The organism is Pectobacterium brasiliense (assembly GCF_016950255.1).
GTDB lineage: Bacteria > Pseudomonadota > Gammaproteobacteria > Enterobacterales > Enterobacteriaceae > Pectobacterium > Pectobacterium brasiliense.
On record NZ_JACGFN010000001.1, the window covers coordinates 635,518 to 658,126 of the forward strand.

The 22,609-nt window shown below is 51.4% G+C and carries 18 protein-coding genes and 1 pseudogene; 11 read left to right on the top strand and 8 right to left on the bottom strand.

Translation table 11 applies throughout. From position 1 onward, the window contains the following. Positions 1-127: 127 nt before the first annotated feature. The 6 genes from H4F65_RS02915 to H4F65_RS02940 all read right to left on the bottom strand — a co-directional run bounded on the left by H4F65_RS02915 (position 128) and on the right by H4F65_RS02940 (position 6,020). Positions 128-2,101, bottom strand: a complete 1,974-nt coding sequence (locus H4F65_RS02915; RefSeq protein WP_010275026.1) for a methyl-accepting chemotaxis protein — start codon at positions 2,099-2,101, stop codon at positions 128-130. A gap of 156 nt (positions 2,102-2,257) precedes the next feature. Next, complete coding sequence (locus H4F65_RS02920) at positions 2,258-2,758, bottom strand: GNAT family N-acetyltransferase (RefSeq protein ID WP_010275024.1); 501 nt, start codon at positions 2,756-2,758, stop codon at positions 2,258-2,260. Positions 2,759-2,895: 137 nt separating this feature from the next. Beyond that, positions 2,896-4,092, bottom strand: coding sequence for an MFS transporter (locus H4F65_RS02925; protein WP_010275020.1), 1,197 nt, complete (start codon positions 4,090-4,092; stop codon positions 2,896-2,898). A gap of 136 nt (positions 4,093-4,228) precedes the next feature. Next, entirely contained in the window at positions 4,229-4,783 is a 555-nt protein-coding gene (locus H4F65_RS02930; protein ID WP_010275016.1) for a TetR/AcrR family transcriptional regulator, read from the bottom strand. A gap of 106 nt (positions 4,784-4,889) precedes the next feature. Then, the gene (locus H4F65_RS02935) at positions 4,890-5,285 is read right to left on the bottom strand and encodes a cytochrome b562 (RefSeq protein WP_010275013.1); all 396 of its coding nucleotides are present in this window, start codon (positions 5,283-5,285) and stop codon (positions 4,890-4,892) included. Between the two features lie 306 nt (positions 5,286-5,591). Continuing rightward, entirely contained in the window at positions 5,592-6,020 is a 429-nt protein-coding gene (locus tag H4F65_RS02940) for an OsmC family protein (RefSeq protein ID WP_010275011.1), read from the bottom strand. Positions 6,021-6,339: 319 nt separating this feature from the next. Between H4F65_RS02940 and H4F65_RS02945 the strand changes: the two genes are divergently transcribed. The 9 genes and pseudogenes from H4F65_RS02945 to sodC all read left to right on the top strand — a co-directional run bounded on the left by H4F65_RS02945 (position 6,340) and on the right by sodC (position 17,579). Continuing rightward, positions 6,340-7,029 (top strand): expansin EXLX1 family cellulose-binding protein, encoded by a 690-nt coding sequence (locus tag H4F65_RS02945; RefSeq protein WP_010275007.1) that lies wholly within the window; start codon positions 6,340-6,342, stop codon positions 7,027-7,029. A gap of 288 nt (positions 7,030-7,317) precedes the next feature. Next, positions 7,318-8,724, top strand: a complete 1,407-nt coding sequence (locus H4F65_RS02950; RefSeq protein WP_039319543.1) for an SrfA family protein — start codon at positions 7,318-7,320, stop codon at positions 8,722-8,724. A 2-nt stretch (positions 8,725-8,726) separates the two neighbouring features. Beyond that, positions 8,727-11,714 (top strand): virulence factor SrfB, encoded by a 2,988-nt coding sequence (locus H4F65_RS02955; RefSeq protein WP_010275001.1) that lies wholly within the window; start codon positions 8,727-8,729, stop codon positions 11,712-11,714. Further along, positions 11,711-14,173: a putative virulence factor gene (locus tag H4F65_RS02960; protein ID WP_010274999.1), complete on the top strand. Its 2,463-nt coding sequence runs from the start codon at positions 11,711-11,713 to the stop codon at positions 14,171-14,173. The genes H4F65_RS02955 and H4F65_RS02960 overlap by 4 nt, the downstream gene beginning before the upstream one ends. 255 nt (positions 14,174-14,428) lie before the next feature. After that, a complete protein-coding gene (locus H4F65_RS02965; protein ID WP_010274996.1) occupies positions 14,429-14,908 on the top strand; it encodes a nuclear transport factor 2 family protein in 480 nt (159 codons plus the stop codon). Positions 14,909-14,937: 29 nt separating this feature from the next. Beyond that, a pseudogene (locus H4F65_RS02970) lies at positions 14,938-15,057 on the top strand (FAD-dependent oxidoreductase); the annotation flags it as partial. Beyond that, a complete protein-coding gene (locus tag H4F65_RS02975) occupies positions 15,050-15,775 on the top strand; it encodes a DUF1365 domain-containing protein (RefSeq protein WP_010274988.1) in 726 nt (241 codons plus the stop codon). The pseudogene H4F65_RS02970 and the gene H4F65_RS02975, both read left to right, overlap by 8 nt. After that, complete coding sequence (locus H4F65_RS02980) at positions 15,772-17,001, top strand: SAM-dependent methyltransferase (protein WP_010274984.1); 1,230 nt, start codon at positions 15,772-15,774, stop codon at positions 16,999-17,001. The genes H4F65_RS02975 and H4F65_RS02980 overlap by 4 nt, the downstream gene beginning before the upstream one ends. Positions 17,002-17,054: 53 nt before the next feature. After that, positions 17,055-17,579 (top strand): superoxide dismutase family protein, encoded by a 525-nt coding sequence (sodC, locus tag H4F65_RS02985; RefSeq protein WP_010274980.1) that lies wholly within the window; start codon positions 17,055-17,057, stop codon positions 17,577-17,579. Positions 17,580-17,645: 66 nt separating this feature from the next. Here sodC and H4F65_RS02990 read toward each other — a convergent pair whose 3' ends face one another. Both H4F65_RS02990 and H4F65_RS02995 read right to left on the bottom strand, forming a co-directional pair. Continuing rightward, positions 17,646-18,965: an ABC transporter substrate-binding protein gene (locus H4F65_RS02990; protein WP_010274977.1), complete on the bottom strand. Its 1,320-nt coding sequence runs from the start codon at positions 18,963-18,965 to the stop codon at positions 17,646-17,648. Positions 18,966-19,076: 111 nt separating this feature from the next. Next, the gene (locus H4F65_RS02995) at positions 19,077-20,372 is read right to left on the bottom strand and encodes a Gfo/Idh/MocA family oxidoreductase (protein ID WP_010274975.1); all 1,296 of its coding nucleotides are present in this window, start codon (positions 20,370-20,372) and stop codon (positions 19,077-19,079) included. A 545-nt stretch (positions 20,373-20,917) separates the two neighbouring features. On the opposite strand from H4F65_RS02995, the gene ogt reads away from it, so the two are divergent. Next, the gene (gene ogt, locus H4F65_RS03000; RefSeq protein ID WP_010274973.1) at positions 20,918-21,445 is read left to right on the top strand and encodes a methylated-DNA--[protein]-cysteine S-methyltransferase; all 528 of its coding nucleotides are present in this window, start codon (positions 20,918-20,920) and stop codon (positions 21,443-21,445) included. 289 nt (positions 21,446-21,734) lie between these two features. Beyond that, positions 21,735-22,481 (top strand): fumarate/nitrate reduction transcriptional regulator Fnr, encoded by a 747-nt coding sequence (gene fnr / locus H4F65_RS03005; protein WP_010274971.1) that lies wholly within the window; start codon positions 21,735-21,737, stop codon positions 22,479-22,481. The last annotated feature ends 128 nt before the right edge of the window (positions 22,482-22,609 follow it).

Genomic DNA, 22,609 nt, shown 5'->3' on the forward strand with positions numbered 1-22,609 from the left:
TACAACTAGTGGTGAATGCCATACGTGATAGTGAGGAAAATTGAGGGGGGAATGTGAGTAAGAATCGCAGAAGGATATCAGAATATTACCCGGCAACCTTTCGGCTGCCGGGTGACAGTGTCACTTTTTATTTTAAGAGCGCACGAGGTGACACGTGCTGCTGTTCCAAACGAAAATGCTCTATCGCCTGCGCTAACGACATGGACTGATCTTCCAGCGAACTGGCTGCAGCCGACATCTGCTGTACCAGTGCGGAGTTTTGCTGCGTGACGCCATCCATTTCATTGACGGCAATCGTGACCTGACTAATGCCTTTCGCCTGCTCATCCGATGCCGTGACAATCTCACCGATGATACTTTGTACCGAGCTGACGGCGTGTGTCATATCCTGCATGGTTTTACCGGCATCGTTCACCAGTTTAACGCCGCTTTCAACACGCTGACTGGATTCCTCAATCAGTGCGGCAATCTCTTTCACCGCGCTGGCGCTGCGCTGTGCCAGACTGCGAACTTCCGATGCCACAACGGCGAATCCTCTTCCCTGCTCGCCCGCTCGCGCCGCTTCTACTGCGGCGTTCAGCGCCAGAATGTTGGTCTGGAAAGCGATGCTGTTAATCATGGCGGTAATATCGCCAATCTTCTTCGCGCTCTCATCAATCTGCGACATCGTCTGAACCACCTGACTGACCAGCGATTCACCGCGCTGAGCAATCTTCGTGGCATTCTCTGTCAGCGTCGTGGCCTGATGAGCATTGTTGGCATTGTGTTTCACCGTTGCAGTGATCTCTTCCATACTCGCCGCGGTTTGCTCCAGCGCAGCAGCCTGCTGCTCCGTACGCGATGCCAGGTTGAGGTTACCGCTGGCAATTTCCGCAGCGCCTTGTCGTACGGAATCACTGGCGTCTTTGATCTGTCCGACCACCTGACGCAGCTGTGACTGCATCGTATTCAGCGCGAAGAACAGGCTGTTACGATCGTTGGGTTGCACGTCAATCACATTACTCAGTCGACCTTCCGCAACAGCCAGCGCAATGTTGGCCGCTTCGCGTGGTTCGCCACCCAGTGGTTTAAGCACTTTACGGCTGAATACCCAGCCCAGCAGCGCGCTCACCAACAGGATACTGATCACCATCATGATGACGGCATTCATTAACTGACGTTCAGACGCCGCCATCACTTGGCTCACAGGGACAACAATGGCCAAATGCCATTTATCTGTGCTGTTGCCGATAGCAATGGGTTGCCAGGTAATCAGCGCTTCTTCACCCAAAATGGCATCGTCGTGTTGTACCACTGAGGACGTGAAGTTGTCCGTCGGCCCTTGCCAGGCTTTGCTCGTCTGGGATTTATCCGGATAAGAGATGACTTTACTCTCACTGGATAGCAGCATTGCGTAGCCGCCGCCTTCCCAAGGCTTAATCTGGTTCACTTTTTGCTGTAATGACGCAAGGGAGATGTCTGACGTAACGACGCCCCACAGTTTCCCCTGACTGACTATCGGTGCGGCGACTGACGTCAGTAGCGTAGGTACGCCGTTGTAAGCATAGGAGTAGGGTTCGATGAGCGTATCTTTCTGGCTCTTTTGCGGCAACAGGTAGTAATCGCCTTGGCCGGGCGTCAGATAGGAAAGCAGCGGATGCATCTTGTAATTGCCAGCCTGATCGCGGTCGACAAACCAGGCATAGCGGCCTTTAGGTGCCTGGCCTGGTTGATCGGCAAACTCGGCGTCGCGACCGTCAAACACATTCTCTTCAAAAATGACTGAAATCGAGAGGTATTCTGGGTTATCCCTTAGGGCATATTCCATCATTTTATCGACCACTGCGCGATCTTTAATGCCTGCAGCGGGCAATGCAGCCAGTCCTTGTCCAAGGTTATGTGCCACATCCCGGGCGTAGTTGAGTTCCTGTTGAATTCTTAATGCTTCGCTTTGGGCTATCTGCTGCAAATAGCGTTCGGCCAGAGACTTTTGTTCCTTACTAGACTGCCAGCTGAGCACCCCTATGGTGACAGCGAAACCGAGTGCGATAGTTAATGCGCCAGTTAGCAGCACTTGAGCGCGGGTACTCATTGTTTTTTTTTGTATTAATTGTTTGGCCATTATGGCTCCCCTAGAGTTGATACTTATCGTAATCAACATTCCGTTGCAATGAGCTCCTACTATTTGTTTATCGGCGTCTTTTTTTTGAACTTTAGTTACACAGATGTAAACAAAATAGTGGCATTGGGGGCCTGTGGTCGTTGAGGTGTACTTGCCCTATTTCATCGGGTTAATTGCGGTCTGATGAGGGTTCGGCTCCAGGTTTTTATGCATGTTGAAACCGGTGATTTGGAAGCCATTTTTTTCATATAACATCTTGGCAACCGGATTATGTGCAGCCACTCTTAGCCCGATTTCGCCAATACCTAATGCCGTGAGCGCGACGTCCATCGCGGCAAGCGAGGCTTTACCGAAACCACGGCCCCGCCACGCGGGCAGAAGGCAAAAATCAGAGACCCAGGCTGCGTGTTCTTTCAGAACTACCCACAAGTAACCAATGATGACGCCTGCATCATCTGAGGAATGAATGCACCATAACTTATTGGCTCTCGTGTGAACGCCCTGCGGTAGCGCAATATCGATCGATTGCGTGGCGATCGCCCTCGCCTTTTCCGCGTCATATCCCCGAGATTCTTGTAGATCCTGAGCATATTCAAGAATAAAAAACTGGCGATATTCGGGGTAATCCCCCTCAGCCATATCCGTTAACTTTACCATTGTGTTCACTTTCCCAGTTCAGAGTCACGGCCAGTCTCGCTGGCCGTGATTTATCACATCACTTATAATCAACGTAATCAATAGCGTGGAACAGATTGCGCGGTTCCGATAACACGAAACGGAACCGCGTAGAAACATCAGGATAGGGTGTCAGATGCCGTTCTGGTCGCACGTTCACGGGCGGAAGACGAACAGATAAATGCCAAAATTACCATGACAAGTACCGGCAGCATGGCGATGCGTAACCCCGCAACCTCGCCAAGGAAGCCCAGTGCAGGTGGGCCGACGAGGAAAGCAAAGTAGCCCAGCGTTGCCGCAATCGTGACGCGAACGGCACTGTTTTCTCCGCTTCCTGCGGCAGAAATAGTGAGCGGAAAACCCAGCGATGCACCGATACCCCAGAAGATAACCGCAGCAGCGGCCAGCAGCGGCGCATTAGAGAAAATGACCAGCGTCAGCCCAAGTGCGGCGGAAGCGGCGCTGAAACGGAGCATATTGACCTTGCCGAAGCGATCGACAAAGTACCCGCCTGCAAAACGCCCTAGCGTCATACCGGCAGTGAAGCCGACATAAACCAGCGTGCCTGACGTGTGACCAAAATTGTGACCATCGATCATCAATAGTGGCAACCAGTCATTGGCAGAACCTTCGGCCAGCGCCATCGCAAGAATAACCACACCGAGAATCAGCAAGCGGCTGTCTTTAAGTTCGTTGAAGACCTGCGTCTTATAGTCGCCCTTTTCCTCTTGCTCAGAACGGGCCAAATCGCTCAGCCACGGCATTTGGCGCATCAGCACAATCGCGGTAAGTATCGACAGTGCTACGGCCACAACAAAATGCAGCGTAGTATTGATGCCAAACGCCGTCATCGCCATTCCTGTCAGCGCACCGACCAGCGTTCCCAAGCTAAAAAAGCCGTGCAGCGTGGTCATCAGGCTTTTATTCAGATGCTGCTCAAACGCCGCCCCTTCAATGTTGATAGCAATATCAACCAGACCGACTCCCGCGCCGAAAATCAACAATCCCATAAAGGCGCTGGGCGTGCTTTGAATCGAAAGCGACGCAGCAAGCATAAGCAGCCCAAGAAGCAGCAGCAGGAATCCTCCGGCCATGGTTTTACGGATGCCGAGGACATTAATGACTTTACCTGCCCCCAATACGCCGAGCATGGAACCACATGAAAAACCAAACAGAATCATGCCCATCGTTTCCGTTGAGGCATTCAGAACGTCACGCATGACAGGGGTTCGGGTCACCCAGGTTGCCCACGTAAAACCGGGAATGAACATCAGCCCGAACAGTGCAAATTTATTGATAGCGGGTTTTGTGGTCATAGCTCTCGTCGTCTTTATCTAAATGAATTCGTACATATGTACGAAAAACTATCGCACGAATATACACCGTTTTGCACCTGTTTCATTAGGTTCTTTTTTAAATCGGAAATGCCTGACAAGATCGCGCCAGGTGGAGTCAGGAGGTCAATTTGATTACCGTATTGAGGATGTCTTCACGGCTGACCGCTTCATTATTGAGATAGTTATGGATCGTATATCCTTCAATTATTGCATCCAGTGAACACGCGGTTGCAATGCTGAAATGGAGGTGAAGCGATTTTCTGCTGCGCGTCATCCACTCCTGCAATATCAGCCGATACTCTTCTTTCCGCGATGCCAGCGCGTACAGTTCAAAACTTAACGTCAGGTGACGCGGCGTTGCCCAGATGTCTCCACAGATCAGGTCAACCACAGCTTCACGCGCGCTGCCGATATCCTTTGCCTGCTTGAGGCGGACGCGGAATGCATGTGAGATACCATCGACCATATAGATGAACGCGCTGCTCAACAGCACTTCAATACTGCTGTAGCGGTAGGTTAACGTCCCCGGTGACAATCCGGCCTGCTGCGCTATTTTTCGGTAGGTTGCCCCTCTCACGCCGTGATCCAGTATGACTTCCAACGCAGCTTCAAGAATTCTGCTTTGTGTATCTTTGCCATCATGCGTTGCATCGTGTGATGGTGACGTCATCCTGTTTCCCCTTAGCTGGCAATCCTGACTGTCATAACGTTTATAATAAAAAAAACCGCCAGTGAATGCGATCCCACTGGCGGCTTTATGGTAAACGAAAAGCGACTTAGCCTCTCAATTTACTGTGGTATTCGCCTTTCAACGTGTTGATTTCAGCTAATACCGCTTTGGCTTCGCTCAATTTACCGGCATCCGCCAGAGCCTGTGCGCTGTCCACTTTTTGCAAAATCTTATCCAAACCTTCCACATAGGCTTTTCTGTCTGGGCCATCGGCAGGCTGTTTGGCGAAATCAGGCGGCACCTGCGTTTTAGCGTGCTCGACGTGCTCACGGAATGTGCTCAGCGCGGTTTTCAGCGCAGCGGCATCGTCCGCTTTAGTGGCGGCGGTATAACTTTTCTGCATACCACGCATGTCTTCCGACGTGGTGGCGTTTGCCAAAACAGGGGTCAGCAAACTACCGGCCAACAGCACAGAAAAACAGATCTTGGTCATTTTATTCATCTTGAACTCTCGCTTGTGTTCCACAGCACGACATACTCAGAGAATCTGACCACCACAAACCGGCCAGCCCAATATTGCTCTTGTTATATTGCGTCCTACGCCATAGCCCGTATCACGCAGCGATGACAATGCTAATTTTATGGTTATTATCGTAAAGATGTTAAATTATTTTTAATCGTTTCGTTGTTTTTAATTGTACAAATGTAAAAAGACTTACCAGCACGACGCCGGTAAGCCTTTTTATCAGCACAATTTTTATCGGAACAGCCTGGCTCAGCAGCGTGTTCTTAGTCCAACTGCTCGTACTTAATTCAACTGATAGGCCAGCGTAATCTCGGCCTTGAGCACTTTGGATACCGGGCAGCCCGCTTTCGCTTTTTGGATGATGCTATCAAACGTTGCTTCATCAATACCCGGTAATTTCACCGTACTGTGCAGTGCGATTTTGGTGATGGCGAACCCGCCATCGACTTTATCCAGCGACACATCCGCCGTGGTATCTATCGACTCAGGTTTATGTCCTTCTTCACCTAACATCAGCGAGAGCGCCATAGAGAAACAGGCCGCATGCGCCGCACCAATCAGTTCTTCCGGGTTTGTGCCGGGCTTACCCTCAAAGCGGGTATTGAAGCCGTAAGGCTGCTGTTGCAATGCACCACTTTCCGTTGAGACGGTACCTTTTCCCTGTTTGATATCCCCTTCCCAATGCGCTTGCCCTTTCTTATGAATGGTCATGCTGTCTCCTCTTCATCATAATAAATTAGCCATTCGCCGTTATCCGCGTTGGTGCGAAATAATATTATCGGCCTACCCTTTAAACCGTAGAACATATTCTGAATAAATCCAAATCAATTATTCATGCACATAATTATTTCACTCTATAGAAATAAACCCAGTGATATATTCACTGCTTTACTTTTTTAAGATAAAACCGATTTACCTTTTTATACAAAAGACCGATTATTCAGGTGCCAAAAAATGGATTTCCGTTTTGGCGTTTTTATTTTTACTACTCACCTATGTTATTAATCTTGAATCATATTGGATGTGAAACATGAATAAAATAACCTCATTAGCCTTGTCTGCATTATGCGTTATTCCCCTAATTAATACCGCTCACGCCCAGTGGGAACTGGACGATATCTGTTACGGCTACGCCACCGCAACAGGCTCTGGCTATCAGGGCGGTGCCCTTTTGCTGGATCCGATCCCGCAGAATATGGAGATCACGGCGTTAAACCGGAACCAACTGGATTACCGTGGCGTGAAGGCGTCGCTGGCTGGGGCCTACCTGAAAGTGAATGGACCAAAAGGCAGTACGGTGGTTTATGTCACTGACCTCTATCCCGAAGGTGGCGATTGTGCATTGGATTTATCGTTTAACGCTTTTGAAAAAATAGGCGATCTGCGAGACGGAAAAATTAATATCGACTGGACGCTGATCGAAGCGCCAGTAAATGGCAACGTTATTTATCGTATAAAGGAAGGTTCAAACCCTTATTGGGCTGCGGTGCAATTCAGGAACGTAAAATATCCCGTTATTGAAATGAAATATATGCGCAATAACCAATGGATTGCTGCACAGAAAACCGATTATAACCACTTTATTGTTGAGCACGTTGGAATGAACGATATTCCGATTGAATTTACCGACGTAAAAGGTAATGTCCTCAGCGATACGCTGCCGCCGATGTCACAAAGCACCTCATCCGCTTACCTGATCACGGGTAACGTCCAGCTTTAATTCTCACGGCCTTGAGGGAGGCTGACGTCGCGCAGCCTCCCTCGTTTCCACAAATCACTACTGAAAGAGAATGCCTCGTTTTTACCAGCGTTTTCATCATATTATCTGGACGTGGTCGGCTGTACGTGCGTACACTTCCCGTTTCCCACTTTTTCTATTGCTCAAATATTTGTTAGTTTTATCACTTCTTTAAGCGTTTGATTCGCCATCATTCGCACTACAGTATACCCTGTCGCAGATTACACTCTATTTTCTGCTTTAGGCATCATTACAAAAGGTCTCTTTTGCGTGGCAAAATTATTTTTACGTAGTGGAAGTTTGGATGATTTTCTGGCGCTGGGTGAGAACGGGCAGCCAGTTTATGCATCAGCACTTCAATTGCGGGAAACGTTACGTCTCAGAAAACAGCAGCAGATTGCCGATTGCCTGGCGATTCCCCAACCCAACGAGCATGGCGACCGCATTGACTGGTATTCGCCGGTTGACGGTAAAGTCACCTCCTGGATTGCCGCGAGCGAAGAAGAACGAGAAAAGGCGCTGGCGTTACTGGAAACCTATCAAGCTGCGGTGGCCGACATCAGCCAGCGTGCGCAAAATGCAGAAAAAGCCGGGCAGAAACTTTTCGGTGTCCTGCTGGCAAAAGCGATACAGTTCCCTGGAGCAAACCACGTCTATCTGGTTGATGGCAAACCCGTCTTAACGTTCTGGGGCTTCGTCAACCTTGATAAAAAATCTCGTCTTGATGCGTTAGACTGCCTGCGACCTGTCATCAGGGAAGCGGAACCGCTTTTTGTTGCACCCGCCCCCGCAGCAAGCGCACCAACACAGCCGTTGGTCGAACCCGTTTCTGAACCTGAGCCACAGCCGGTCAGCCCACCGGAACCCGTCGAGCCAGCGCCAGCCGTCACCGCAGCGGCACCAGCTCGCCCACAGTTCTTCCGCCTGTGGTGGCTGTTACCTGCCGCCGCGCTGTTAGCGATTTTGTCATTGCAGATACGTGGCTGCGTGTCAGGGCAAGACGACAAGCCGACATCCGATTTAGCCGCGACGGTCAAACCAGAAAAACGCGCCCTGCCGTCTTCAACTCCGGCTGAACCTGCGCCGCAGCAAGAAAGCACTCCTGTTCCGCCTGCCGCAGAAAAAGAGGTCGCGAAAGCCGCTGAGCCACCAGTCGCTACGGCCCCGGTTGCTGCTGCGCCAGTAGCAGAAGCGGTCAAACCGGAAGCGCCTGCGGTCACGGAACCAAAAGAGCCTGTTGCGCCGCCAGTTGAGCCCGTTGTTGAGCAAGTGCCAGCGATTCCTGCGGGCAAAGACGATCTCGTCATGCCAGCCGACGCGGTGAAAATCGGCTCCATCAAATTCCTGAACGGCAACTGGCGCGTCATTGTTGATGGCAAAGCGCCGATTACCGGTAGGCCACCTAGTCTGCGCTACCAGATTCAAAATGGAAAAGGCACGGCACGTATCACTCATGGTGACGGTGTCACGTGTCGCGCTAACGTTGAGGCAGGATTAATGAGCTCTGGCAATCTGATCATCAACAGCCGTTCCGGTGCCCGCTGTTCCGATAATTCTCGTTTCCAAATGCCAGAGCTGGTCTGTAAACAAGGCGCTTCCGGCGCCGCTGCGGAGTGTATCGGTCGTTACGACGCAGACACCGTTTTCCCGATGACGATAAAGCGCGAGAGTAAATAATCATGCTGGCGACGATTACCGATTATAAACAACGCATTACGTTGATCCAGGACAGCGGAATTCAGTTTTTGGATTTTGCCTTAAAGCCGCAGTTTTCAGCTGAGCAGCCTAACCGCTATGTGCGTAAAAGTGCCAACGGCCCTCTGTTGCACCTGCTGTACGATGAACACTCGGACAAATTCCTGCTGCCTTCTGCCACCGGTATGCCGCCGGAGGTGGTGAAGCCTGAGCTGAGTATTTCGCTTGAGCAATCGCTGAAGCTGCTGGAGAACATCTGGTTGCCGCTGCCCTTCTTCCGCTTTAATCCGCCTCGCACCTTCATGGGCGGACCGGATAACTGGGCGCGGATGCAGATTCTTGCGTTGGATAAGCCCGATCAGGACGGCAACACGCACCGCATTTGTCTGGCGTTCGATACCAAAACCTACCCAGAAGGTCACGAGTACGAATCGCTGGCACCTAATGCCAATGACATCAAAACCGGCGGGAGCTTCGCGCTGGCTTACCACAGCGACGAACTGGGTGAATTCCTTGATGAAACCTGGGTCGATGGCTGGCTGCGCGAAGTCTTTACTCAGCGGGTTAAAGCGCTGGAAAGCCGCGACAGCCACGATGTAAAAGTGGCGCTCAGAGGGTTTGAATATCAGGCACATTACCTGAATGTGTTGGATATGCTGGGTAACCAGCTCGAAATACCGGAAATCCGCATCAATACCAGCACGTTGCAGGAACCGGCAGTTAACGTTGACCTGATTTTGGACGTCGGTAACTCGCACACCTGCGGCATTCTGGTTGAGGATCATGCAGACGAAAGCAACGGTCTGAAGCAGACCTATGAGCTGCAATTGCGCGATCTGAGTGAGCCACATTATCTGTACAACGAACTGTTCGAGAGTCGCGTTGAGTTTTCACAGGCGAAGTTCGGTAAAGAAAACTTCTCGGTAGAAAGCGGCCGTGATGACGCCTTTATCTGGCCGTCAATCACTCGCGTCGGACGCGAAGCCAGCCACATGGCGCTGCTGCGTCAGGGAACGGAAGGATCGAGCGGTATTTCCAGCCCGCGTCGCTACCTGTGGGACGAAGAAAGTTATGCGCCAGGCTGGCGTTTCAGCCAGACCGACGCACATTCGCAGACCGAACCGCTAGCGACAGCCATGCCATTGACCATCATGCTGAATGATGAAGGTCAGCCGCTCTACAGTCAGCCGCTGGAAGAGCGTTTACCGGTGTTTTCACCGCACTACAGCCGCAGTTCGATCATGACATTCATGCTCTCCGAACTGCTGGCACAGGCGCTGATGCAGATGAACAGCGCCGCTCAGCGTTTGAAGATGATCCACAGCAGCGCGCCGCGTCAGTTGCGAAATATTATTCTGACGCTGCCTTCCGCGATGCCGAAACCCGAGCGTGAAATTTTCCGCCGCCGTATGCATGAAGCGATCGCGCTGGTCTGGAAAGCGATGGACTGGCATCCGATGGATGAGGATTTCACCACGCCAGCCGACAAGCAGCACAGCCGGGTTCCGGTGCCTGACGTGCAAATCGAGTGGGACGAAGCCACATGCGGACAGATGGTTTACCTGTATAACGAAGCGCAGGTGAATTTTGGCGGCCGTGCGGAAGATTTCTTCGCCAGTATGGCGCGCCCCGATAAAGAACTCGATGAGGGCGAACCCGCTGGCAAAACGCTGCGCATTGCCTCAATCGACATCGGCGGCGGCACCACCGACCTCGCCATTACGCAATATCTGCTCGATGACGGCGTCGGCAACAACGTTAAAATCATTCCCCGCCTGCTGTTCCGTGAAGGCTTTAAGGTCGCTGGCGACGATATTCTGCTGGATGTGATTCAGCTTTATATCCTCCCGGCGCTACAGGCCGCGCTGAAAACCGCCGGAATGGCCAGCCCGGATGCGCTGATGGCGAAGTTGTTCGGCAATGAAGGTCGTATGGACGCACAGCTCACGCTGCGCCAGCAGGTGACGTTGCAGGTCTTCATCCCGATCGGCCGGGCGATCCTGGAAGCCTATGAACGCTTTGATCCGCTGGACACCAGCGCCGAGATCGAATCCACCTTCGGCGAATTATTGGAACAGGCACCAACGGAAAAAGTGCTGGAATACATCAATACAGAAGTGCAACGCGAGCTACCCGTCAGCGACAAGGTCTTCGATATTTTGCAGGTGCCGCTGATTCTCAAACTGAGCAAACTGCACGGCGAATTCCTGTCTAACAAGATGAACATCACGCAGAATCTGCGCCTGATGTCTGAAGTGGTGTCGCTGTATTCATGCGATGTGCTGCTGCTGACCGGTCGCCCTTCGCGCTTCCCAGGAATTCAGGCACTGTTCCGCCACCTGCAGCCGCTGCCGATTAATCGGATGCTGTCGCTGGATGGCTATCACACCAATGACTGGTATCCGTTTAACAAACGTGGGCGCATCGATAATCCGAAATCCACTGCCGCCGTCGGCGCGATGCTGTGCCTGCTGGCGCTCGATCTGCGCCTGCCGGGCTTTTACTTTAAGGTCGGTGATTTCCAGCCTTATTCTACGGTGCGCTATCTAGGCATGATGGACAGTAGCAACGCGCTGACGCTGGATAACGTTTACTACAGCGATATCGATCTGGATGCGCCGGATTTCGAGCTCGACCCGACACTCAGTTTCCAGGTACGTGGCTCACTCTGCCTCGGCTTCCGCCAGTTGGACAACGAGCGCTGGCCTGCGTCCTCACTTTATATGCTCTCAATCGTCGATCAGGATTTAGCGCGTAAGGTCGTCGGCGACAGTAAGCTGCGTGTCCGACTGGCCGTAACGAAAAGCGACGATCAAGACAGTCCCGAACGCTTTGAGATTGCCGATGCGGTACTGGAAGACGGCACCCGAGTTCCACCACAGCATTTACGACTCAAATTGAACACATTATCCGCTAACGGCTCAGGTGCGACCCATTATTGGATCGATAGTGGGAGTGTATTTAAAAAATGAAACGATTAACGCCCAAACAGCTTTCTACCCGACTTCACGGCCAGCTACAGGCCGTTGCGCAAGGTGTTGAACAGGCCATCGACTGGGTTGAAAGCACACGCCAGAACGCCCCGCGTCTGGATATCGAAGCCGACCGTCTGATCGTCAAACTGCGCCGTAATCACAATAAAGCGCAACACCTGTCCGACGTGGCGCAAAAAGAGATCGCCATCGGCTTTTTTGGCCTGTCTCAGGCGGGAAAATCTTACCTGATCGCGTCGCTGGCCGGGGGTGAAAACGGCAAGCTGGAAACCGCTTTTGAAGGGCAAGAGCTGGATTTTATCGATCACATTAATCCGTCCGACCGAGCAACCGCGCTCGTCACGCGCTTCAGCCGACAGTCGGGCGTGAAGAACAAATCGTTTCCCGTTCAGTTGCAACTGCTCAACGAATTGGATATCGCTAAGATCATGGCCAACGCGTTTTTAAACGATCTCAATCAAGAGACCACGTTTGAAGAGTTGGACGAACGCCATATTGCCGAACACATTAAAACCCTGGTGATGCACCGTCAGCCAGAACCGGTTGAAGGGATGAGCCGCGATGAAGTCGTCGAACTCTGGGACTATCTGGCACGTCACGATGTTAAACGACAAAAACAGCTGGAAACCCACTTCTGGCCAGTTGCGATTGAATTAGCGCCTTACCTCACCGTTGACGATCGCGCCCAGCTTTTCTCCGTACTGTGGGACGAGTTGAATTCGCTAACCACCGCATATCGTCATTTCAGCCACACGCTGCAACACCTATCCGGTACGCGCAAGCTGTTAGCGCCGCTGCGGATACTGGTGGATGATGAATTAAATCCGGCAGACGGTCTGATCGACGGTTCTGCGCTGGAACGCTTGCACAGTGCTGACGATCCCGGCGTGCTGGTGCGGCCGGTTCAGAATGGCCGTGCAGGGAAAACGACGGAGCTTTCGCTGGCCGAGTTAACGATGCTGACGGCGGAGCTACTTATCCCACTGCATTTGCCGCCTAAAGAAGCGCTGTTCGAGCAGGTTGATGTGCTGGATTTCCCCGGCTTTGGTGAGATTCGCGAAACGCGGAACGAGCCACCAGCAAGACAGCAAAGCACACCGCATCCACTAGCGCACACGCTATTGCGAGCGAAACGCGCCTATCTGCTGGAGCGCTATACCGATAATCAGGAAATGAACGTACTGATGGTATGCAGCGCCGCGGGCAACCGCGCTGACGTTAAAGTGGTCGGCAAGGCGCTGGACCACTGGGTTAAACAGACGCAAGGCGAAAATGCACAGGTTCGTAGCCACCGTAAACCAGGGCTGATTTGGGCGGTCACCCGTCACGATCGCCGTATTACGCACGGGCAAAACTATGATGCCGCGGTACAGCGCTATGTCGGTAATCCGGGCGATGCCTGGGGAACGATGCTGGCGATGGATAAGCGCGGCGTAGCGCGGATGGCAACATGGCTGGGCGCGGAAGTTCACCGGGATGTAAAACTGGGGCGCATCAGCGAACAGCTGAGCGAACTCCAACGAGAACTCAGCGATAACCTGCTGGGTAATTGGTATCTGCCCGTTGATGTTGACGATCCGGCGGAAAAACAGCGCATCGCAGAAACCTTGCTCAAATCGCTCCAGACCCGCACCGGCGTGCACGGTGAACTGCTGGAACGGTTGCTGCCTTCGCGTGATGAACTGCGCCGCCTGTACCTGCAACAGAAAGGGGCAAGCTATGGCGGTTTCCACGCTGATGCCGAAGACCTTTCCGCCCCGTCCGCGCATAGCGATCCGTTTGGTGTCGGGATCGAAATCGATCTGTTTGCTGATGAACCAATCGCTATCGATCAGCCTGCACCGCCGATTTTGACGATCGATCACGGCTATGAGGCAGACTACGCGCACGGCGTTTATCGTTATTGGATTAACTATCTACGTGGCTTGCCGGAAAATGCCCCGCTTCTCGATTTGCTGAACGTGCCGAAAGCGACGATCGAAATGCTGGTTGAAGAATTGATTACCGGCAGCATCCGTTTGCGGATCGAAGAGGCACTGGTCGATATGCTGGTCGACGGTGAGCAGTTGGGCATCAACCGCGAGAATAAAGCTGACCGTCAGGTTTCACGCGTGCTGACCATTCTTGGTGACTTCGTTGCCTGGCTCGGCTTCCAGCAGCTTGATGAATCCCTGCGCCCTGCCAGCCGCATTAATCGCGGTCATAAAATTTTCGCTAAACCCGAAAAGCAGGCCGTCAGCTTTGGGGCTTCACAGCGCTTAACCAAATTGTCGCTCACGCCGACCAACAATACCGCGTTTTATATCTATGACTGGCTGGTGGGTCTGAATGAAATGATCATCCAGAATGCAGGCTATTCCGCTGCGCGAGAAGTCAGCGATGAACAACGTGAACAATTGGGCACGATTCTGACGTTGATTAAGCCTGCTGAGAAATAATATTCAGCCTATTGCTGTCGACCGAGGAAACATGGCGTGACGTTGTCACTATACTTTGCGCTATGTTTCCTTTTTTCCGCCATATTTTCCCTCCACATGTGTTTACCGTCCCCTGTCGTTCTCAAAAATCTTATTGACGAACGGTGGATTCAATCTATACCTAAGTTGATATCTTTCAATTAATAAGCGTTGACGTTCCTCTATCTGTTAGCCATTTCCACCGCGTGGGAGTGGGTGACCTTAACAGGAGTGGTTATGACGATAGAACAAGCGCGCGAGGAAGACGACATCTCGGTAGAGAATGGCGAGCATGAACCTATTCTGCTGAAAATAAGGGCATTTTATCGAGAACTGACAGCCGAGAAATTAACGGAGTTGGGTGATATCTATCACCAGGATATTCACTTTATTGACCCTGTTTCCAGCTATCATGGGCTGAATGCTTTGCATCGCTACTTTTCTCATTCACTCGACAATCTGCGCTACTGTCAGTTCGAGATCGCTGATGTCCATACCTTCCGCGGCGGTGCAACGATGTTCTGGACGATGCACTATGCACACCCGTCGTTAAAGCGTAACGCGCCGCTGACATTAGCAGGCTGTAGCCACCTGCTCTTCGCCGACAACAAAGTGATCTACCACCGTGACTATTACGATATGGGCGAGATGCTTTATCAGCATGTTCCCCTGCTTGGTTCGCTTATCCGCTACCTGAAATCAAGAATTCAGACATGAAACAACACCAACAGCAGCGCGAACGTAGTAATAGGCACAACCGCAGCGGGTTTTGTCGTGCCGATGGGTACAATGGTTTTCACGAAGATGGCATCAGAAGCTCGCTGGATGTCGTCAACTACCTTCATCAGAGTGTGCAAGATGAATAGCGCCTTATATGTCGGCAAGGTTCGTCATCGACGCTTCACGCCCGTCACGCATCGTTTCGACTATGCGTTATTCATGACGTTAATTGATTTAGATGAGATTCCCGCCTTACCGCATGTCGGCATTGCGCTGGAGCGCTTTTCCCCTGCGTCATTTTGTCGCGGCGATTACCTCGGTGGCGGCGATATCAAAACCAAAGCGCAGGATCGGATTGCAGAACTGACCGGAGAACGCCTCACAGGGAAAGTGTTGCTACTGTGCCAGCTACGGTATCTGGGCTGCTATTTCAACCCGGTCAATTTCTATTATTTGTACGATGGGCATAACGAACTACGCTGGTTATTGGCAGAAGTGCGTAATACGCCCTGGAACGAACGCCATACTTATGCCGTCGTCCCCGATGGTTCTACGCCGGTTTCCAAAGCGTTTCATGTGTCGCCTTTTAACCCGATGGATATGGTATATCACTGGCGACTCACGCCGCCAGACGCGCGTCTGCGGGTCCACATCGAGAACCACAGACAAGGACGTGAGTTTGACGCGACGCTGGTGCTGCATCGTCAGCCGCTCACTCGTGCCGCCCTGCGCGCTCAGCTTTGGTCTCTGCCGTTAATGACGATGAAAACCGCCTGCACCATATATTGGCAGGCTTTGAAACTGTGGATTAAACGCTCGCCCATTTATCCTCATCCGCAGTCTGGAAAGAAGGACAACCCATGAGTTCAACGGAAACCCAACTGGTACGTCACCCGAGCAATACCGCTCGCTATACGCGGGCCAGAAAAGTGGTATTTCTTCTGCTTAGTCGAATCGAAGGCGGAGGGTTGCGCCTTCGCGAACCAGAAGGCAATGAAACGTTATTCGGGGATCGGCACGCGGCACTGCAAGGTGACATCACGATACATAACCACCGTGTTTATCGCCGTACCTTGCTGGGTGGCAGCATCGCTGCGGGTGAAAGCTATATCGATGGCGACTGGAGCTCAAGCAACCTCACGCTCGTTCTCCAGCTTTTGGCGCAGAATCAGGCACTAGTCGATACGCTTGAAACGCGCTTTGGCTGGCTGACGGGGCCATTTCATCGTGTCATCCACTGGTGCCGTCGTAATCGTCCGCAGCAGGCACAGAAAAATATTGCCGCCCATTACGATCTGGGCAACCATTTTTACCGCAGCTTTCTCGATAGCGAGATGCTCTACTCCAGCGCCTGGTATCAGCAACCCGAAATGACGCTGGAAGACGCACAGCGCGCCAAGCTGCGTCGCCTCTGCGAACAGTTAGCGCTCTGTGAAACGGATCACTTACTGGAAATTGGCACCGGCTGGGGAGGATTAGCCGAGCTGGCCGCGCGTGAATATGGCTGCCACGTCACCACTACCACGCTGTCGCAACAGCAGTATGACTATGCAGTTGAGCGCATTCAGCACGCCGGACTGAGCCACAAAGTCACGGTACTGCTACAGGATTACCGCGCGTTGACTGGTCAGTATGACAAACTGGTGTCGGTCGAAATGATCGAGGCGGTCGGAAAGGCTTATTTGTCCACCTTCTTCAAGCGCTGCCAGCAACTGCTGCGTCCACAAGGCCGCATGGTGCTTCAGGCAATCACGATTGCCGACCAGCGCTACAGCCACTACAGCCGCAATGTCGATTTTATCCAGCGTTATATTTTCCCCGGCGGTTTTCTGCCCTCGATTACTGCGATGACTACCACCATGACGCGGCATACCGACTTTATCACCCGCGATCTGTTTGATATCGGTCAGGACTATGCCCGTACCCTTAGCGAATGGCGGCAACGATTTTATCAGCAGTGGCATATGCTGGATGCTCAGGGCTTTGATGAAACGTTCCAACGCCTGTGGGTGTTTTACCTTTGCTATTGTGAGGCGGGCTTTCGCGCACGCACTATTAGCACGGTACAGCTCACCGCAGAAAGAGCATGAGCAAAAAGCATCGCGACTGATTCTTTACACTCAACCCTAAGAGGCAAAAGACAATGAAACTGAAGGCACTTATCCTGACAGGCGTGTTCTTTTCCTGTTCCACCTTCGCGGCAAGCACCACGGTGACGCTGAATGAAGCTCTGCCAACAGGCACAGGCGGAAGTATCGGTGAAATATCCATTACGGAAACGCCGTACGGCCTGCTTTTCACGCCGACTCTGAAGGGGCTGGACGCAGGCATTCATGGGTTCCATGTGCATGAAAATGCCAGCTGTGAACCTGCCGAGCAAGACGGTAAATCAGTTCCCGCTCTGGCGGCAGGTGGCCATCTCGATCCGAAAAAAACCGGCAAACACCTTGGCCCTTATAACGACGAAGGACATTTGGGCGATTTACCCGGATTGGTGGCTAATGCCGACGGCACGTCAACCTACCCAATTCTGGCTCCCCGGATAAAATCACTGTCTGAGGTGAAAAATCATGCGTTGATGGTTCACGTCGGCGGGGATAACTACGCGGATACGCCAGCAAAACTGGGCGGTGGCGGAGCCAGAATGGCGTGTGGGGTGATTAAGTAAGGCGTAACATTCGAGACGTGCGATGCCATCTCGTTTCGACATGGCATCGCACATTAACAGCGGTAGTTAGCGGATCGCACGTTTTAATATACGGTTAGCGCTGTTCAGGAAATCATCGGCAACCTTATTCACCTCTCCGTTACCGTAATCCAGTTTTTGCAGACTACTCGTCCACAGCTGAACCAATTCCTGATTTTCCATAAACGGTGAAACAGGTACCTTAGTCGCAGGCTGCTCCGCTGCCGCCCGATAGGCATTCGCTAACAGGTTACCGGGGTTGATCACACCGATATCCTCCAGCAGTTTTTGCGCTTTCGGGTTAGCAGGCATCCCGTTTTGCAATCCTAATGCCTTCACGCCCTCCGGGTTACTCAGCATGAAACTCATCAGCATCGCCGCCTCTTTAGGATGCTTACTGTTCTTGCTGATGGCAAACAGCGAAGACGGTTTGGAGATCAGTCCCGAATCTTTGGCATTGGGCATGGTGAGGAACGGCCCCGTTTCCAACACCGCATCCTTCGGCATATTGCTGGAGTAGGTATAGATGGCCGAATCCCATAAATACATCCCGGCTAACTCGCCGTTAATCCAGGGGCGAATCTCATAGACGTTGGTGCGGCCGAACGAGGAGAAATAACGCTGATCGGGTATCACATGGGAATCAACCAGCTTTTTATAAAAGCCGAAGAGTTCCCGTACCTGATCGCGACTATAGGCAATGCTCTGCTTCTTCTCATCGATCATATCAATGCCGTATTTCTGGGCCATGTAACTACGGCCGAGCGTCAGAATATCCAGCACATCGCTTGAACCTTGAGCAACACCAAGTGGGTAATAATTGTCGCCTAGTTTTTGTTTAAACACCGGACCGGCGGCAAACAGCTCATCCCAGGTTTGCGGATAGGCGATGCCTGCTTTATCCCAGGTGGTTTTATTGTAAATCATACTGCGGGACGTCATCGAAATCGGGAGACCTTGTAGCTTCCCTTTTACGTCTGCCGTTTTCAGGGCACTAGGCGGAAAATCTCCCAGCCCCAGAATATCTTTTTGCTTATTCAAATCATAAAAGCCGTCACCATTGCGGGAAAACTGTGGCAGCCAGTTCCAGTCGATACGAATCACATCTGGCTCTTGCCCCCCTGCCATCTGGGTTGACAGACGGGAAAGGTAGCCATCCCAGCCAGCATATTCGGCTTTGACGGTAATCGTCGGGTTGGCTTTTTGGAACGCGTTAATTGCCGCGAGTGTCGCTTCATGCCGCTGATTGCCCCCCCACCAAGAGATACGGATCTCGGCGGCGTCAGCGGAGTGAGAAAATGCCGCGCCCACGGGCAGCGCAGCACAGAGCAGGAGTAGGTGAGATAATTTGTTCCGTGTTTTCGCCATAATAGAACCCTTATAATAGTATTCGGAGGTTTCCACCTGTCTGCCGGTATGCGGACAGACAGGTACTACGGATGCGGAAGCATTTTCTGCCTGAAATGGCAGGTACTCTGATTAATTCCCTCTTTTCAGGTTAACGGCCAGTTCGCTTATTTTCACTGGCAGTTCGGTGCGTAATGATCGATTGGCAGCGATGCCAGTTAAAATAGACATGGCCCCATCACGATAATCTGCTGCGCGATGTAATGGATCGGGTTCCGGTGTACCAAACAGATCGTTCAACATGACCTGATCGCCGCCGCCGTGTCCGCCCGCTTTAAATTCAACCGGTACGACATAAGGCTCGTCAAACATCGGATAGATCTTTATTTCACATTCATTCAGCGCACCTTCATCCTCTTTTTGTCCGCCTCCGTTTACATAAGATTTTTCTACCAGTTTCATTTCTAACCGGCCCTTGCTGCCATTAAACACCACATTCAGCCCTTCCCAGGGTAAATAGGCGTTTAATGAGTACGTCATGATAGCTTTGCTCTTATAGCGCACCATCACACCCAGTACATCTTCAATATTAATACCGTCATCGAACACGCTTTTATCACGGTAATAGCCGTCTTCATGTTCAGCGTCTAAATATAAGGCGGTCAGCTGTTCGCTTTTATTCATGTGCAGCGCAAACGGGTCGTTTTCTGCCGCCGCGCTATTATGTGAACGGGAATAAAATTCTGTGACACCGCGCGCTTCGGCATTCGCTTTACCGTAAAAACGTAAATCACCCTGCGCATAGACTGTTTCCGGTTCGCTATTCAACCAGAAATTCACCAGATCAAAATGGTGCGTGGATTTATGTACCAACAGCCCGCCGCTATTGCGTTTGTCACGGTGCCAGCGACGGAAATAATCTGCCCCGTGCTCGGTATTCAGCAGCCATTCAAAGTGAACGGAATAGACTTCGCCAATCACTCCAGCGGCAATTAATTCACGGACTTTACTGTGATGCGGGGCGTAACGGTAATTAAAGGTCACGCGCAATTTACGGCCAGTACGGTTAATCGCATCGATAATCGCCTGACATTTCTCTTCATCAATCGTCATCGGTTTTTCACTGATGACATCACAGCCCAATTCCATTGCCCGGATAATATAGTGATGATGCGTCCGATCCAGAGATGTCACAATAACCACATCCGGCTTGGTTTCCGCGATCATCTGTTCGAACTGTTCGGCGCGGTATGTCGGCACATTATCGTGTCCATATTTATGGACAATCTGGTTGGCGTAATTCATTCGCGTCTGGTTTGTATCGCAAAAAGCAACAAACTGTCCCTGATCCTGATAATCCCTGGCGATTGACTCCAGATAAAGGCCCGCACGGCCTCCCGTTCCCACTACGGCATATTTTTTTTTCATTCTGTGCATTTCCTCCAAATAACGTAGGACACATAGCTATTCGTACATAAAAACAGGATGCTAAAACGTTTACCGGATTGACAGGCAAGAGGCTGACTGAGTGATTTTCATTATGACAAGCCATACCCACACGCTGATGCCTTTGCCATAAAAAAATAGAGCATACCAACATCGTTCACCTTCATATTATTGCCATGTGATGATGTTGTCTGGCAGTAGGATGAAGATTGGCATGTTCCATCTCTCATAAATACAAATTGAGTATTTTCCACATTAACGATTGATTTTATTGGCAATGTTAGAAGAAATGCATCCCTATACCTTACGTTGGATGTGCATTGCCTCTCTTACGTGTTCGTACATCAACAGGATTCGCTCTCACGTGGCGCAACCCAACACGAGTGACGAGCGTGACAGTTTTCTCTTTTTTCACCTTACCGCGTGACATATCTCGCATTTTATTTTCAATCCGTCGGAGGATGCCGGATAATCGGCACGTCACCCATGAGAGAAGCAAGAAAGCGATAAGCGCGTAAGGAATCACTATGCAGACTTTTTTTCAGGACACTATGGCAACTCCGCTGGGGGAGTTATTGATTATTGCGGATGAAAATAATCATTTGCGTGCCGTCGAGTGGCGCGAGTATGAAGACGATTTATTTCGCATGCTCAATCGCAGTTATCGAAATGATCCCTTTTCGTTACAGCCGCGCCATAATCCAGGTGGTCTGACAGAGAGCCTGCAACGCTATTTTGATGGTGAATTAGCGATTATTGATACGCTGCCCGTTGCTTCCGTTGGGACCGAATTTCAACAGCAGGTCTGGAAGGAATTACGTCGAATCCCCTGTGGAGAAATTACCACGTACGGCGAACTCGCAACGCTACTGGGACGCACCGGTGCAGCACGTGCAGTCGGGATGGCAAACGGCTCCAACCCTGTCAGCATCGTGGTTCCGTGCCATCGTGTTATCGGCACGGGTGGTGCGCTGACGGGCTATGCAGGCGGCATTCACCGTAAACAGTGGCTGCTCGCTCACGAAGGTTATTTACCTCGACAGCTATTTAGCTAGACTGAATAATTTGCCGTTATAATTTACGTTTCACAACACGCGAACATGCCTTCCGAATTGCTTATCATCGTAAGCAATTCGGATTAATCAATGTGTTAACTGCACTGTAACGTAATAGACAAAAATATGACCTCCGCACGGGCCTTATATATCGGAATATTTCCCAGAAAAATCGAAAAATTATAGTTAGTTCACTATTTATTGGTCTATTCCGGTGATTACCGGTCTTATCAGAGCCGATAAAAGCTGTTAAAATTGACCAATATCAATTATTGCCTGAGCAAAGCCTATGATCCCGGAAAAGCGAATTATCCGACGCATCCAGTCTGGCGGTTGTGCAATCCACTGTCAGGATTGCAGTATCAGTCAGCTATGCATCCCTTTCACCCTGAATGAACACGAGCTCGATCAGCTCGACAACATCATTGAAAGGAAGAAGCCTATCCAGAAGGGGCAGGCGCTGTTTAAGGCTGGCGATGAACTGAGATCGCTGTACGCTATCCGCTCCGGTACGATAAAAAGCTATACCATCACGGAGCAAGGCGACGAGCAAATCACCGGCTTTCATCTGGCAGGTGACCTGGTGGGCTTTGATGCTATCGGTACGGCCCAACACCCGAGCTTCGCTCAGGCACTGGAAACGTCAATGGTCTGCGAAATTCCTTTCGAGACGCTGGACGATCTCTCAGGGAAAATGCCTAACCTGCGTCAGCAAATGATGCGCCTGATGAGCGGCGAAATCCGCGGCGATCAGGACATGATTCTGCTGCTATCGAAGAAGAATGCCGAAGAGCGTCTGGCGGCGTTTGTCTACAACCTTTCCCGCCGTTTCGCTCAGCGTGGTTTCTCGCCGCGTGAGTTCCGTCTGACCATGACGCGCGGTGATATCGGCAACTATCTGGGGCTGACCGTTGAAACCATCAGCCGTCTGCTGGGGCGTTTCCAGAAAAGCGGTACGCTGGCAGTAAAAGGAAAATACATCACGATCGAGAATCTGGATGCGCTTTCCGAATTAGCAGGCTCTTCACGCAAGTAACCTTTCCAGCCTAACTATTTGACGTTGCCGCTCTTTTACTGTGGCAACGTCAATTTTATCCCCCTCTTTTCCTCCCCCTCCGTGATATTTCCTATTTTGTTATTCTGCAGCTTATCTCTGTTGTTCAA

What these genes read in the sequence shown, in the direction of transcription:
- H4F65_RS02940 (WP_010275011.1), bottom strand. Translation starts at nt 6,020, where the DNA reads ATGACCATTCATAAGAAAGGGCAAGCGCATTGGGAAGGGGATATCAAA.
- H4F65_RS02955 (WP_010275001.1), top strand. Translation starts at nt 8,727, where the DNA reads ATGCTGGCGACGATTACCGATTATAAACAACGCATTACGTTGATCCAG.
- H4F65_RS02935 (WP_010275013.1), bottom strand. Translation starts at nt 5,285, where the DNA reads ATGAATAAAATGACCAAGATCTGTTTTTCTGTGCTGTTGGCCGGTAGT.
- ogt (WP_010274973.1), top strand. Translation starts at nt 20,918, where the DNA reads ATGCAGACTTTTTTTCAGGACACTATGGCAACTCCGCTGGGGGAGTTA.
- H4F65_RS02915 (WP_010275026.1), bottom strand. Translation starts at nt 2,101, where the DNA reads ATGGCCAAACAATTAATACAAAAAAAAACAATGAGTACCCGCGCTCAA.
- H4F65_RS02945 (WP_010275007.1), top strand. Translation starts at nt 6,340, where the DNA reads ATGAATAAAATAACCTCATTAGCCTTGTCTGCATTATGCGTTATTCCC.
- H4F65_RS02930 (WP_010275016.1), bottom strand. Translation starts at nt 4,783, where the DNA reads ATGACGTCACCATCACACGATGCAACGCATGATGGCAAAGATACACAA.
- H4F65_RS02925 (WP_010275020.1), bottom strand. Translation starts at nt 4,092, where the DNA reads ATGACCACAAAACCCGCTATCAATAAATTTGCACTGTTCGGGCTGATG.
- fnr (WP_010274971.1), top strand. Translation starts at nt 21,735, where the DNA reads ATGATCCCGGAAAAGCGAATTATCCGACGCATCCAGTCTGGCGGTTGT.
- H4F65_RS02975 (WP_010274988.1), top strand. Translation starts at nt 15,050, where the DNA reads ATGAATAGCGCCTTATATGTCGGCAAGGTTCGTCATCGACGCTTCACG.
- H4F65_RS02980 (WP_010274984.1), top strand. Translation starts at nt 15,772, where the DNA reads ATGAGTTCAACGGAAACCCAACTGGTACGTCACCCGAGCAATACCGCT.
- H4F65_RS02960 (WP_010274999.1), top strand. Translation starts at nt 11,711, where the DNA reads ATGAAACGATTAACGCCCAAACAGCTTTCTACCCGACTTCACGGCCAG.
- H4F65_RS02965 (WP_010274996.1), top strand. Translation starts at nt 14,429, where the DNA reads ATGACGATAGAACAAGCGCGCGAGGAAGACGACATCTCGGTAGAGAAT.
- H4F65_RS02990 (WP_010274977.1), bottom strand. Translation starts at nt 18,965, where the DNA reads ATGGCGAAAACACGGAACAAATTATCTCACCTACTCCTGCTCTGTGCT.
- H4F65_RS02920 (WP_010275024.1), bottom strand. Translation starts at nt 2,758, where the DNA reads ATGGTAAAGTTAACGGATATGGCTGAGGGGGATTACCCCGAATATCGC.
- sodC (WP_010274980.1), top strand. Translation starts at nt 17,055, where the DNA reads ATGAAACTGAAGGCACTTATCCTGACAGGCGTGTTCTTTTCCTGTTCC.
- H4F65_RS02995 (WP_010274975.1), bottom strand. Translation starts at nt 20,372, where the DNA reads ATGAAAAAAAAATATGCCGTAGTGGGAACGGGAGGCCGTGCGGGCCTT.